The sequence below is a fragment of the Aquabacterium sp. UBA2148 genome (assembly GCF_002328915.1).
GTDB lineage: Bacteria > Pseudomonadota > Gammaproteobacteria > Burkholderiales > Burkholderiaceae_C > Aquabacterium > Aquabacterium parvum.
The window spans coordinates 3,685-15,757 of the sequence record NZ_DCXA01000134.1 but is presented as its reverse complement, the minus strand read 5'-3'; the positions used below and the strand labels follow the sequence as shown (position 1 = coordinate 15,757).

Here is a 12,073-nt window from a genome sequence, read left to right as displayed (position 1 = left end):
CGGCGCGCGAGCGGCCCATGCTGCAGCGACCAGCCTGCGCAGGCCTGGTCGCGCTTGCGCGCGGTTGCTTGCCCCCCCAATTGAGGCTGGACAATGAGGCGGGACTCGACGTCTTCCTGCTCGGCCAGCGCAAACAGCTCAGCGCGCTCGATGGGTGAGCGCACGCCCGCAACCGCCTGGCGAATCAGCAGGGGTTTCTTTTGCCAATGGCGGCGCATGAAGGCCTGAGGAGAGAGTCCACCCAGCAGGGGCGTGGGTTCATCGATGGGCGGCGGGGCCACGGGCATGGGGGGCAGGTTCGTCATGCGCGCCATTGTGCCGCCGGCTGCCCCACCCTGGCGCCGCACGGCCTGAGTTGGGTCAAGATCAGCCGCCATGAGATGATTCGGGGATGATCATCACCTCTCCCTGTGTCGTGAGCCTGACCTGGCGCCTGGAAGACACCCAGGGTCAGCTCATCGACGAACTGAGCGAGCCGATGGAGTTCCTGCTCGGCGGCGACGACCTGCTCGCCAAGGTCGAGCAGGCCCTCATTGGCCAGACCACGGGCTTCGAAGCCCAGTTGCACCTCGAACCCGAACAGGCTTTTGGCGACTACCGCGCCGAGCTGGTCTTTTTTGAAGCCCGCGAGATCTTCCCTGACGCCGTCACGGAAGGCATGCAGTTCGAAGGCCCGCCTGAGGGCAGCGCCACGCCCGACATGCCCAAAGACGCCATCTACACCGTCACCGAGGTGTACGACACCCACGTGGTGCTCGATGGCAACCACCCCCTGGCCGGCATCGGCCTGAACCTGACGCTCAAGGTGTGCGACGTGCGCCCCGCCACGGAAGAAGAAACCGAGCAAGGCTCGGTGGCGCTCTCACCGCTGAGCCTGGGGCCCGGCGCCGAGGACGTGCCGGACGGCACGACGCTGCACTGAAACCCGCCTGGCCTGCGACAGGCCAGGCGTTCGTTCAGCCTCGGCCTGTCGAGCCGAAACCGCCCTCGCCTCGCTGCGAAGCCTCGAAGCTGTCGACCAGGCGAAAGCTCGCCTGCACCACCGGCACGATCACCAACTGCGCGATGCGCTCCATCGGCTGGATGGTGAAGGCTTGCGAGCCGCGGTTCCAGCAGCTCACCATGAGGGGCCCCTGGTAATCGGAGTCGATGAGGCCGACCAGGTTGCCCAGCACGATGCCATGCTTGTGGCCCAGGCCCGAGCGCGGCAGGATCATGGCCGCCAGGCCCGGGTCGCCCAGGTGCATGGACAGGCCCGTGGGGATGAGCTCGGCCTGGCCGGGCTGCAGCACCAGCGGCTGATCGAGCGCGGCACGCAGGTCAAGGCCGGCGCTGCCGGGCGTGGCGTAGGCCGGCAGGGCTTCGGCCATGCGCGGATCGAGGATGCGGATGTCAACGGTGGTCATGCGGGTCACCGGCGCCTGGCTGGCGCCGTCTGTGTCTCAAAGTGATGCAACAAGCGTTCAGTGCCGCGACGCCAGGCGGTGGGCCAACTCGGTCATCAGCTCTCGGGCCAGCGTGAGCTTGTCGGTGGGCACGCCATCCAGCGGCAGCGGGCGCGCGTGCTCGGCGTCGACCAGCAGCAGCGCGTTGTCGTCCTTGCCGAAGGTGGCGGGCCCGAGGTTGCCAACGATCAGCGGCACTCGCTTGCGTTGCAGCTTGGCGCGAGCGTGCTCGAGCAGGTGCTCGCTCTCGGCGGCAAAGCCCACGCAATAAGGCGGGCGAGCCAGAGAGGCCACGGCCGCCAGGATGTCGGGGTTTTCGGTGAGCTCGAAGCTGGGCGCCAGCTTCTTGCCCTCTTTCTTGATTTTGTGCTCGGCCAGGGTGGCGGGCCGCCAGTCGGCGACCGCCGCAGTGGCCACGAACACCTCGTGCTGAGGCGCCAGGGGCAACACCGTGTCGAACATCTGCTGGGCCGTCATCACGTTGATGCGCTGCACGCCACGGGGCGTTGGCAGGTGCACCGGTCCGGCCACCAGCGTGACCTGGGCGCCCTGCTCGGCAGCGGCACGCGCGATGGCGAAACCCATTTTGCCGCTGGAGTGGTTGGTGATGCCGCGCACCGGGTCGATGGGTTCGAAGGTCGGACCTGCGGTGATCAGCAGGCGTTTGCCCAGCAGGTGCTTGGGTTGGAAAAAGGCGATCAAGTCGGCCAGGATCTCTTCGGGCTCGAGCATGCGGCCGTCGCCAACCTCGCCACAGGCCTGGTCGCCATTGCCAGGTCCGAACACCACAGCGCCATCGGACACGAGTTGTGCAACGTTGCGCTGGGTGGCCGGATGAGACCACATCTCGCGGTTCATGGCCGGTGCCACGATGAGCGGGCAAACATCGCGAGGACGGGCCAGGCAGGTCAGGCTGAGCAGCTCGTCGGCCCGGCCCTGTGCCAGCTTGGCGATGAAGTCTGCGCTGGCGGGGGCGACCACGATGGCGTCGGCTTCGCGGCTCAGGTTGATGTGGGCCATGTTGTTGGCCTCGCGCGCATCCCACTGGCTGCTGAGGACCGCACGGCCCGACAAGGCCTGCATCGTGACAGGCGTGATGAAGGCCTCGGCGGCTTCGGTCATCGCGACCTGGACCGTGGCGCCCGCTTTGGTGAGCAGGCGCACCAGCTCGGCCGACTTGTAGCAGGCGATGCCGCCCGTGAGCCCCAGCACGATGTGCCGGCCCTGGAGATCTGCGCGTTCTGACATGGGCCGGACTCTAGCAGGCTCTGGCATCGCCGGAGCCGTCAGCCGACAACGGCGCGGCCCGCCCTCTGACTCAGTTGCAGACCTGGGTGCGGTAGAGGCTGGGCGACATGCCCATCCAGCGCTTGAAGGCGAAGGTGAAGGCGCGTCGGTCGGAAAAGCCGAGCTCTTCGCTGATCGACTCCATGCTGATCGCGCGGCGGCGCAGCATGATCTGGGCGCGGTGGCACTTGGCCTTGGACTGGATGTCGACGTACTTGACGCCTTCGGCTTGCAGGCGGCGTTGAAGGGTGCGCGGATGCAAGCCCAGCGCAGCAGCGGTGGACTCCAGGCCTTCGCGCAGCAGCTCGGGGCGGCGCTCCAGGGCCCAGCGGACTTCATCGACGATGTTGCGCTCGGCACCTTCCTGGCTCAGGCGGCGCTCGACGCGCAGTCGGGCCTCGCTCTGGGCATGTTGGAGCGGGGCGTTGAGAGGCTGGTCAAGCCAGCGGCGGTCCATCACCAGGGCGTCGGCATCTTCGTTGAAGGTGACGGGCACGCCAAAGTGGTCGCTGTACTTCTGGGGGTCGGCAGGGGGCGAGCCGGCCATGCGCACCGACAGCAGGACATGCCCATTGCGGGTCGCGCGACGCAGCACCTGGTAGATCGCGGCCATCACGACTTCACGCACGTGACGCAACTCGGCCGGATCCTGACCCGGCACGCTCACGACCACCCTCAGGTGGGCTTCGGCGCCGAATTCATCCAGGCGCAGCGACATCCAGGGCGCGATGACTTCGCGAGCCCAACCGGCCAACTCGAGGATCTCGCGCAAGGTCGCGCAGGAATCGACGAAGGTGTCGAACTCGGAGAAATGTTCGAAGACGAAGTTCTCGCCCAGGGCGAACGGGAAATGGTGCGTGCGCGCACGCTCGACGCACATCGAGAACGCGCGAAACAGGTTGGCAGGGGCCACACGGACCGGCGTTTGGGCGTCGAGGGGGTTGATGCCCACTTCGCGCAGAACCGGATCGATGGTGAAACCGCAGGCCGAGGCGGCCTGACGCCAGCTGCCCAGAGCGGGGACTGGCACGGAAGACGAGAACGACCGAGTGTGCATAGCAGACGACAAGCCAAATGCGATTAACGACAGACCGACAACCGGCCTGAGTGAAATCTAGGTGAGGCTCATCCCTGCCGCAAGAAAGGTTTCCCGCCAAGCAGGGTTAATTGGCGACAAGTCCACCCAAATGATGTGCTCGTTGCTACCGATGCCGTGCGGGAAACAGACGGTCAGCCTTGCTGCTCGCGCCAGGCGCTGGGCGTGGCACCCTCCCAGCGTTTGAAGGCTGCGGTGAAAGCACGCCGGTCGGAAAAGCCCAGGCGGGCACTGATGTCGTCGATGGAGACGTCGCCTTGCCTGAGCCACTGGCAGGCCAGGCGATGGCGCATGCGCGCCTGCACGTGCAAATAGCTGTCGTCCTCGTCCTTGAGGCGCCGCTGCAAGGTTCGCGGGTGCAGGTTGAGCCGATCGGCCATGTCTTCCACGCCGAGCGCCAGCAGGTTGGGCTCTCGGGTGATGAGCTCCTCGATTTCGGCAGCGACGCCTTGGCGTCTGGCCTCTTTGCCCAAGCGTTGCTCGGCCAGGAACTGGGCCTGTTCGTGCAGGGCGGGGAATGCGCCTTCAAGGGGCAGGTCAAGGATGCGCCTCTCGAAAACCAGCGCGTCCACGCCAGCGTTGAACGTGACCGGCTGGGTGAAGAAGACCTCGAACTTGCTGGCGTACGACGGAGGGGGCCCCTTGATCAGGACCCCCGCGAAACCATCTTCTGAGCCTTGCAGGGTGCGCCCAAACTTGCGAATGCAAGCCAGGATGGCCTCGCTGACCAGGTGCAAGGGCAGCCCGTAGGCATTCAGGTTGGGCACAGGGACGTCAAACCCGACTTCCACACGCGCCAGATCGCCCTCCTCCTTGACCTCCAGCTTGAGCCAGGGCAGCACCATGCGGCGGGCCAGGTCGGCCACGCGCAGGGCCTCGCGCAAGGAGGGGCTCGTGGTCAGGAGGGTCTCGAATTCAGGCAGGGACTCGAAGGCGAAGGTGTCGCCCAGCACGAAGGGGAAGTGCTTTTCGGGTGACAGGGCGACGCACTGCTCCAGCAGCGAGACGAGCTGCAGGGGGGACACGCGAGCGTCTTCCAGGCGGATCAGGTCGATCTTGATGCCAGCCTCTTTGAAGAGGGGCTGAACGTTGAAGCCGCACTTGGCGCCCGCCTTGATCCAGGCCGAAAGCATGAACAGCGGGATGGGCTTGATGCCCAAGGCCTCCAGCATGGCCGCAGGGGGAAGAGGAATGCGCATAAAGGAAATCGGCACACCCGAATCAGGTGTGCCGAAGTCTAACCAACTACGAGGGTGTCACGCAGGGAAAATGCGCGCGGGGATCACCGGGCAGCGGCCAGGTCGGCACGCATGAGTTCGCTCGCTTCCACCGGGTCATTGTGCTTGGCAAAGCCGCGCAGCCACTCGTCGTAGCCAGGTTGCTCGGTTTCTTGCCAGGGGTGGTAGCCGGGCTTGTAGTACTGCACGTAGTGCTTGTGCAGCGGGGCCACGAAGCCGCCCGGTTTGAGCAGCCACCAGATGCCCTTGGCGAACAGCTTGGCGCGCTGCAGCAAGCCAAAGCCGTCGGCCTTGAGCATGGCGTTGGTGAACATCAGGATCACGTAGGGGAACATGAAGGTGGCGTGGATCAAGGCGCCGATGCGCTTGAAGTAGCCGACCTTGGCGTAGTCGATCATGACGTCGTAGGCCACGCCCTTGTGCTCGACTTCTTCGATGGCGTGCCAGGCGTACATGGCGCGCACCTTCGGGTGGGCCGAGCCCATGATGTCGCGCTCGTCGAACATGGCGTGGGCGCCCAGGGCCGTGAAGTGCTCCAGCGCGCCGGTGATGGCCAGGGTGTACTCGCGGCTGTGGCGGCTGCGGTACTTGTCGAACAGCAGCTTGTCGAGCCAGCCGATCAGCTTTTCAACCGGCATGCCTTGCTTGCGCAGCACGTCGTTGTACTGGTTGTGCACGAGGCTGTGCTGGGCTTCCTGGCGGTTGAAGTCCTTGATGTCCTGCAGCAGCTTGGGGTCGGTGATGCGGTCGCGGAAGTCGCGCACGGTGACCATGAAGAACTTTTCACCCGGCGGGAAGATCAGCGACATGGCGTCGAAGAAGCGGGTCTTGAACGCGTCGCCACCGAACCAGTACTTGGGAATGCTGGGATCGTCGAGGCCGAAATCCAGCTTCTCGCGCGGCACGATGGGGTGCTGCTGGTCTGCTTGGTGTGTCATGTTGTGGTCCTTCTTGGTTTGTCTCCAGGATGACTTCATCCTAGGGACTCACGCAGCGGCACAACAGGATGTCGCGTGACACGAGGGCTTCCGCTGCGACATCACCTGATCGGGTTGAGCCAAATCAAAAGCCCCCAGGCAGATGCCTTGGGGGCTTTTGAAGGGTTGGTCGGGGCGGCGAATGCGCCCCCACGCGATCAGGCCAGGGCCAGGACCTTGCGCATCTGCTCGGTGGCTTGCACCGGGTCGCGGCCGAACTTGTCGAACGCGGCCATCCACTCCTGGTAGCCCGGTTGCTCGGTTTCCTGCCACGGGTGGTAGCCGGGCTTGTAGTACTGGATGTAGTGCTTGTGCATGGGCGCGAGCAGGCCGCCCGGCTTGAGCATCCACCAGATGCCGCCAGCGGCCATCTTCAGGCGCTGAGGCAGGGTGAAACCGTCGTGGATCATCAGCTGGCGCTGGATGCGGAAGATGGTCATGGGGAACATGACGGTGGCGTGCATCAGGGCGCCCACGCGCTTGAAATAGCCGACCTTGGCGTAGTCGATCATGACGTCGTAGGCCACGCCTTTGTGTTCGACCTCTTCGATGGCATGCCACGAGTACATGGCGCGCACGCGGTGATCGGCCTCCTTCATCACGTCGCGCTTGTCGAACAGGCTGTGGGCGATGATGGAGGTGAAGTGCTCCAGCGCCGAGGTCACGGCGATGTTGTAGCCACGGCTGTAGGTGCTGCGGTAGTGGCCGTTGAGCAGGGTGTCGACGTACTCGGTGAGTTTGTCCACGTCCACACCTTGCTTGCGCAGGCGGTCGTTGTCCTGGCGGTGAACCATGCTGTGCTGGGCTTCCTGGCGGTTGAAGTCCTTGATGTCCTGCAGCAGCTGGGGGTCGCTGACCTGGTCGCGGAAGTCGCGCACGCAGTTCATGAAGTACTTTTCACCGGGCGGGAAGATCAGCGAAAGCGCGTCCCAGAAGCGGGTCTTGAACGGGTCTCCGCCGTACCAGTACGTGGGGATGTCGCCGTCCAGGCCGAAGTTCAGCTTCTCCCTGGGAACGATGGGGTGCTGGGCTACAGGGTGGGTCATGGCGTCTCCTTTTCTGGTCGGGTGCGACCGAACTGCTTCGGGCTGACAGCGAATGTCTGCGCAAGGCGCATCCGCAAACAGGATGCTGCATGACACAGAGGAATCCGTGCCGACAGCGGGCGGCTTCGGCAACCGAAAGTGGCGCTCTGGGTGAATTCATTCACGACTCACGGTGCCCATGCCATGGGCCCACAGTCCTGTCGGACTTGTTGAACTTTCAGTATTTACTGAACTTTCAGCAGTACATTGACGGACATCAAGCAACCACCGTTTGGCGCGCACGCCGCGCAGGAGTCACCCGTCATGAGCACCCTCAGCCCGTTGGCCGCCAGCTTCGTCACCCACTTCGGCGAGATGGGCAGCCGCTGGGGCATCAACCGCACCGTGGGCCAGATCTACGCACTGATCTACCTGTCGCCCAGGGCCATCCACGCCGATGACATGGCCGAGACGCTGGGCTTTTCGCGCTCGAACGTGAGCATGGGGCTCAAGGAATTGCAGTCCTGGCGCCTGGTTCGCCTGCGACACCTGCCTGGCGACCGCCGCGAGTACTTCGAGCCTTCGGGCGACGCCTGGGACACCTTCCGCCGCCTGGCCGAGGAGCGCCGCCGCCGCGAGATCGAGCCCACGTTGAGCATGCTGCGTGACGCCCTGCTGCAGGACCCCAGCGGCCCCGACGACGCCCACGCCCAGGCCCGCATGCGCGAGATGCACGACCTCATCGAGCAACTCATGAGCTGGTTCGACGAGGTCAGCCGCATGGACGTGCAGACGCTGTCCAAGCTGATGAAGATGGGCGCGCAGGTGGGCAAGCTGCTGGAGTTCACGGGTCGGCGTGGCAAGAAGCCGGCCGACGATGCGCGGCGAGACGACCTCGACAGCGGCACGGAGGGCTGAGCCATGGACGCCGACCTGTCATCGCTGATGCTGTCGCGGCTGCAGTTCGCGGCCAACATCTCTTTCCACATCCTGTTCCCGACCATCACCATCGCGCTGGGCTGGTGGCTGCTGTTCTTTCGCTGGCGCTGGGTGCGCACCCGCGACGAACGCTGGCTGCTGGCCTGGCGTTTCTGGACCAAGGTGTTCGCGCTGACGTTCGCGTTGGGCGTGGTCAGCGGCATCACGATGAGCTTTCAGTTCGGCACCAACTGGCCTGGCTTCATGGAGCGGGTGGGCAACGTGGCGGGGCCGCTGCTGGGCTACGAAGTGCTCACGGCCTTCTTCCTGGAGGCCACCTTCCTGGGCGTGATGCTGTTCGGGCACGACCGGGTCTCCGAGCGAACGCACCTGATCGCCACCTTCCTGGTGGCCTTTGGCACCACGGCGAGCGCCTTCTGGATCCTGGCGCTGAACTCGTGGATGCAGACGCCACAGGGCCACGAGGTGGTCGATGGCATCTACCACGTGCGCAGCTGGGCCGAGGTCATCTTCAACCCCTCTTTCCCCTACCGACTGGCGCACATGCTGCTGGCCTCGGGGCTGACGGCCACCTTCCTGATCGCGGGGCTGACGGCGCTGCGGCAGTTGCGTGGCACCGCCAGCCCGGCGGCGCCGCTGGTGCTGCGCGCGGCGCTGACGGTGGCTGCGGTGCTGGTGCCGCTGCAGATCGTGGCCGGAGACATGCACGGCATCAACACCTTGCAGCACCAGCCGCAGAAGATCGCCGCCATCGAAGGGGTGTGGCACACGGAGCGAGGCGCGCCGCTGGTGCTGTTTGGTTGGCCTGACGAGGCGGCGCGCACCACGCATTTCGCGGTGGAGGTGCCCAAACTGGCGTCGCTGGTGCTGACCCACGAGTGGGATGGCGAATTGCGCGGGCTCAATGAGTTCGAGGGCGTTCACCCGCCGGTGGCGCCCTTGTTCTGGGGCTTTCGCGTGATGGTGGGCGTGGGCCTGCTGATGTTGGCCGTGAGTTGGCTGGGCCTGTGGCAGCTGCGCCGCGCGGGCTGGGAGCCCTCTCGCCTGCCACGCATGTGGCTGCAGGCGCTGCGCTTGATGAGCTTTTCAGGCTGGGTGGCCACGCTGGCCGGCTGGTATGTCACCGAGATCGGCCGCCAGCCCTTCATCGTGTTCGGCGAGTTGCGCACGGCCGAGGTCGTGACCAGCACGCCGCCGGCGCACATCGCGCTGACCTTCGTTGCCTACCTCGTGATGTACGTGCTCCTGATCGCCGCCTACATCGCGGTGTTGCGCTACATGAGCGAAAAACCGCTGCTGTCGCCTGTGCAGACACCCCCCGGCCACACGAAGGGGCCCGCTGAACTCGGCGCCCAACATCCCCAAGGAGCCCAGCCATGACCACGCTTGCCGAGCTGCCAACCGCCTTGCCAGCCACCCTCCCCGGCGCCATGGCGCTCTCGGGGGACTGGCTGCCCGTGCTCTTCATGGCGATCATGGGCCTGGCCATGCTGGCCTACGTGCTGCTCGACGGCTACGACCTGGGCGTGGGCATGTGGATGGCCCGCGCCGACGCCCGAGAGCGGGACGTGATGGTCGCCTCCATCGGCCCCTTCTGGGACGCCAACGAGACCTGGCTGGTGCTGGGCGTGGGCATCTTGCTGATCGCCTTTCCGAAGGCACACGGCGTGGTGCTGGGCGCGCTGTACCTGCCGGTGACGCTGATGCTGCTGGGCCTGACGCTGCGCGGGGTGGCCTTCGACTTTCGCGTCAAGGCTCGCGACGAACACCAGTTGCTGTGGAACCGGCTGTTCATCGCAGGCTCGCTGCTGGCCTCGCTGGCCCAGGGCTGGATGCTGGGGCGCTTTGTCACGGGCTTTGCACCAGGGCTGTGGCCCCAGGTCTTTGCCGCTCTGATCGCGCTGTCGCTGGTTGCAGCCTACCTGCTGCTGGGCGCCGGCTGGCTCATCATCAAGACGGAAGGCGCGCTGCAACGCCGCGCGGTGGACTGGGCCAAGGCGGTCTGGCCTGTGGTGGTGCTGGGCATCGGGCTGATTTCGGTGGCCACGCCGCTGATCAGCCCCGAGGTGCGCGAGCGCTGGTTCAGCATGCCGGGCTTCATCGCGCTGCTGCCGATTCCGCTGATCACGTTGGGTGCCTTGGTGGCGCTTCGTTCGGTGCTGAACTCCAAGCTGGTGACCGAGCGGTTCTGCGCCCTGCCCTTTTGGGCCACGGTGGTGGTGTTCGCGATGGCGGGCATCGGGCTGGCCTACAGCCTCTTTCCCTACGTGGTGGTCGACCGGCTGACGGTTTGGCAGGCCGCTGCCTCGCGCGAGTCGCTGCAGGTCATCCTGCTGGGCACGGTGATGACGCTGCCGGCCATCATCGGCTACACGGTTTTCGCGTACCGGGTGTTTCGCGGCAAGGCCAGTGAGCTGAGTTACGGCTGAGCCACCCGGCCAGGGCGTTCGGCCGGTTTGCAAGGGCCCTGGCTGGTGTGGGCCCAGGTCAGCAAGGCCGGGTGCATGGCGGGGGTGGCGCCGCTCAGGGGCACACCGTTTTCGCGCGCCCAGGTGCGGGTGGCCTGGGTGCGGTCCTCGTCGGCCGGGTGGGTGCTGAGCCAGGTGGGCACTTTCCGAGAGGGCGTATCTGCCGGGTTTGCCGACTCGGACGGATCGGATGGATCGGGCTCGCGTTCGTTGGCGCCCGGCTCGCGCTGCGAGGCAGGGTCGCCCGCCGCCGTGGTGCAGCGCTTGCGGCCTGGTTCACCTCTGTTTTCGCCGTCATCGCGTTGGGGTTGTTCATCGCGCGCAACGGCGATGCGCTCAAACAGGCCGATCACGCCGCCAACGTGCCCGTGGAGCGCGGCAGCAGCACGCATGGCCCCGGTGTCGGCCTCGCGCTCGTGGTCCCGTCCGTAGCCGCGCATCAGCAAGCCACCGGTTTGCTTCAGCAGCACGCCCGCAGCTTGACCGCCCGCATCGGCCGACACCACGGTCAGCACCAACCCGATGGCCATCGCCCGCCCGAGGCTGGCCGCCACGTGCCGGTGCTGAACATGGGCCATCTCATGGGCCAGCAAGGCCGTCAGTTCATGCTCACCCTGAAGGCGGCGCAGCAGACCGCGGTGGATGACGATGCGTCCGCCGACGGTGGCATAGGCATTGAGCACCTCGCTGTCGTCGACGCGCACCTGCACCGTGATGTCATCGGGCATGCCCAAGGGACCGCGCAAGCGATCGGCCAGGTCCTGCAAGGCCTCGTTCGCTGCCTGCTCTGCGGCGGGCAACTTGGCAGGCTTGCCCTCCATGCGTTCGGCCAGCGCCTGCTCCATGGAAAACGGCAAGCGAGGGGCGAGCCAACGCGCCCCCACATCGGCCAGCACCACCAACAAGATCACGCATCCGATGGCGCCGAAGATGAGCCAGATGGCCTCGCGCCCCAGGTTCTCGGGCTGGGCGTTGATGCCTTCGTCGGGTGAGCGGTTCTCGAACTGCATGCGAGGCTGGGGTTTGCGTCAGCCAGCCAATGCGCTGGCTGACTGGGCCGTTGCGCGATCGGGTCGGTGCATGCCTGGCGTGGCCTGTTTGAGCGCCGTGCCGTAAGCCAGCACCTCCATGCAGGGCGTGCCGCGCCCGGCGATTTGCGTGGTCTCGAATCGCAAACCGATGACGAGTTTCGCCCCCTGGCGATGCGCCTCTTCCTTCAGGCGCAGCACGGCTTCGCGGCGCGCGCGCTCCATCAGGGTTTCGTAGCTGCGCACGTTGCCGCCGAAGATGTTGCGCAGACCGGCCACGAAGGTCTTGAAGTGATCGGACGAGATGACCACGCTGCCGGCGACCAGGGTGGTGCGTTGCGACGTGGTCACCTCAGGTGGCCAGCGGGTGGAAAACACCAGCACGCCCGCGAGCTTTTTCTCGCGGCGGCGGATGGACGCGTAGTGGCGCTTCTCCAGGATGCGCCCGACGATCAGCCCCAGCAACAGCAGGGCGAGCGGCAGGCCAATCTGGAGGCCCAGTTCGAGCCAGACCATGACGCCTCCCGCCTCAGATGGCTTCGACCTGGACGGCCGAGCCGTAGGCCAGGA

At 66.0% G+C, this 12,073-nt stretch carries 12 protein-coding genes and 1 pseudogene; 4 read left to right on the top strand and 9 right to left on the bottom strand.

Annotated elements, in window-relative coordinates:
- Positions 1 to 314, bottom strand: a pseudogene (locus B2W70_RS07325) (hypothetical protein); the annotation flags it as partial.
- 77 nt (positions 315 to 391) lie between these two features.
- Between B2W70_RS07325 and B2W70_RS07320 the strand changes: the two are divergent.
- Entirely contained in the window at positions 392 to 922 is a 531-nt protein-coding gene (locus B2W70_RS07320) for an FKBP-type peptidyl-prolyl cis-trans isomerase (protein ID WP_286744312.1), read from the top strand.
- 34 nt (positions 923 to 956) lie between these two features.
- Here B2W70_RS07320 and dut read toward each other — a convergent pair whose 3' ends face one another.
- The 6 genes from dut to B2W70_RS07290 all read right to left on the bottom strand — a co-directional run bounded on the left by dut (position 957) and on the right by B2W70_RS07290 (position 7,089).
- The gene (gene dut / locus B2W70_RS07315; protein WP_286744309.1) at positions 957 to 1,406 is read right to left on the bottom strand and encodes a dUTP diphosphatase; all 450 of its coding nucleotides are present in this window, start codon (positions 1,404 to 1,406) and stop codon (positions 957 to 959) included.
- Positions 1,407 to 1,463: 57 nt separating this feature from the next.
- Positions 1,464 to 2,693 (bottom strand): bifunctional phosphopantothenoylcysteine decarboxylase/phosphopantothenate--cysteine ligase CoaBC, encoded by a 1,230-nt coding sequence (gene coaBC / locus B2W70_RS07310; protein ID WP_286744296.1) that lies wholly within the window; start codon positions 2,691 to 2,693, stop codon positions 1,464 to 1,466.
- Positions 2,694 to 2,763: 70 nt separating this feature from the next.
- Positions 2,764 to 3,762: an AraC family transcriptional regulator gene (locus tag B2W70_RS07305; RefSeq protein ID WP_160322494.1), complete on the bottom strand. Its 999-nt coding sequence runs from the start codon at positions 3,760 to 3,762 to the stop codon at positions 2,764 to 2,766.
- A gap of 200 nt (positions 3,763 to 3,962) precedes the next feature.
- Entirely contained in the window at positions 3,963 to 5,027 is a 1,065-nt protein-coding gene (locus B2W70_RS07300; protein ID WP_286744293.1) for an AraC family transcriptional regulator, read from the bottom strand.
- Positions 5,028 to 5,110: 83 nt separating this feature from the next.
- Entirely contained in the window at positions 5,111 to 6,004 is an 894-nt protein-coding gene (locus tag B2W70_RS07295; RefSeq protein WP_171010183.1) for a metal-dependent hydrolase, read from the bottom strand.
- 197 nt (positions 6,005 to 6,201) lie between these two features.
- A complete protein-coding gene (locus B2W70_RS07290; RefSeq protein ID WP_286744289.1) occupies positions 6,202 to 7,089 on the bottom strand; it encodes a metal-dependent hydrolase in 888 nt (295 codons plus the stop codon).
- A 303-nt stretch (positions 7,090 to 7,392) separates the two neighbouring features.
- Here B2W70_RS07290 and B2W70_RS07285 point away from each other — a divergent pair, with 303 nt between their 5' ends.
- Genes B2W70_RS07285 through B2W70_RS07275 form a run of 3 tightly spaced genes read left to right on the top strand, consistent with a single transcriptional unit; the run spans position 7,393 to position 10,436 of the window.
- Complete coding sequence (locus tag B2W70_RS07285; RefSeq protein WP_058087318.1) at positions 7,393 to 7,986, top strand: GbsR/MarR family transcriptional regulator; 594 nt, start codon at positions 7,393 to 7,395, stop codon at positions 7,984 to 7,986.
- 3 nt (positions 7,987 to 7,989) lie between these two features.
- On the top strand, positions 7,990 to 9,387 hold the full coding sequence (locus B2W70_RS07280) for a cytochrome ubiquinol oxidase subunit I (RefSeq protein WP_286744286.1): 1,398 nt from the start codon (positions 7,990 to 7,992) through the stop codon (positions 9,385 to 9,387).
- Between the two features lie 50 nt (positions 9,388 to 9,437).
- Positions 9,438 to 10,436: a cytochrome d ubiquinol oxidase subunit II gene (locus B2W70_RS07275; protein ID WP_058087316.1), complete on the top strand. Its 999-nt coding sequence runs from the start codon at positions 9,438 to 9,440 to the stop codon at positions 10,434 to 10,436.
- On the opposite strand, the gene B2W70_RS07270 is transcribed toward B2W70_RS07275, so the two are convergent.
- Positions 10,427 to 11,485 (bottom strand): M48 family metallopeptidase, encoded by a 1,059-nt coding sequence (locus B2W70_RS07270; RefSeq protein WP_286744285.1) that lies wholly within the window; start codon positions 11,483 to 11,485, stop codon positions 10,427 to 10,429. The genes B2W70_RS07275 and B2W70_RS07270 overlap by 10 nt on opposite strands.
- Before the next feature lie 18 nt (positions 11,486 to 11,503).
- Positions 11,504 to 12,019 carry a YbjQ family protein gene (locus B2W70_RS07265; RefSeq protein WP_286744283.1) on the bottom strand — a complete coding sequence of 172 codons (516 nt, stop codon included), beginning with the start codon at positions 12,017 to 12,019 and terminating at the stop codon, positions 11,504 to 11,506.
- Positions 12,020 to 12,073: the final 54 nt, after the last annotated feature.

Bases quoted from the DNA above. Each gene is read 5' to 3' on its own strand.
- B2W70_RS07265 (WP_286744283.1), bottom strand. From the start codon at position 12,019: ATGGTCTGGCTCGAACTGGGCCTCCAGATTGGCCTGCCGCTCGCCCTG.
- B2W70_RS07285 (WP_058087318.1), top strand. From the start codon at position 7,393: ATGAGCACCCTCAGCCCGTTGGCCGCCAGCTTCGTCACCCACTTCGGC.
- dut (WP_286744309.1), bottom strand. From the start codon at position 1,406: ATGACCACCGTTGACATCCGCATCCTCGATCCGCGCATGGCCGAAGCC.
- B2W70_RS07290 (WP_286744289.1), bottom strand. From the start codon at position 7,089: ATGACCCACCCTGTAGCCCAGCACCCCATCGTTCCCAGGGAGAAGCTG.
- B2W70_RS07280 (WP_286744286.1), top strand. From the start codon at position 7,990: ATGGACGCCGACCTGTCATCGCTGATGCTGTCGCGGCTGCAGTTCGCG.
- B2W70_RS07320 (WP_286744312.1), top strand. From the start codon at position 392: ATGATCATCACCTCTCCCTGTGTCGTGAGCCTGACCTGGCGCCTGGAA.
- B2W70_RS07270 (WP_286744285.1), bottom strand. From the start codon at position 11,485: ATGCAGTTCGAGAACCGCTCACCCGACGAAGGCATCAACGCCCAGCCC.
- B2W70_RS07275 (WP_058087316.1), top strand. From the start codon at position 9,438: ATGGCGCTCTCGGGGGACTGGCTGCCCGTGCTCTTCATGGCGATCATG.
- B2W70_RS07295 (WP_171010183.1), bottom strand. From the start codon at position 6,004: ATGACACACCAAGCAGACCAGCAGCACCCCATCGTGCCGCGCGAGAAG.
- coaBC (WP_286744296.1), bottom strand. From the start codon at position 2,693: ATGTCAGAACGCGCAGATCTCCAGGGCCGGCACATCGTGCTGGGGCTC.
- B2W70_RS07300 (WP_286744293.1), bottom strand. From the start codon at position 5,027: ATGCGCATTCCTCTTCCCCCTGCGGCCATGCTGGAGGCCTTGGGCATC.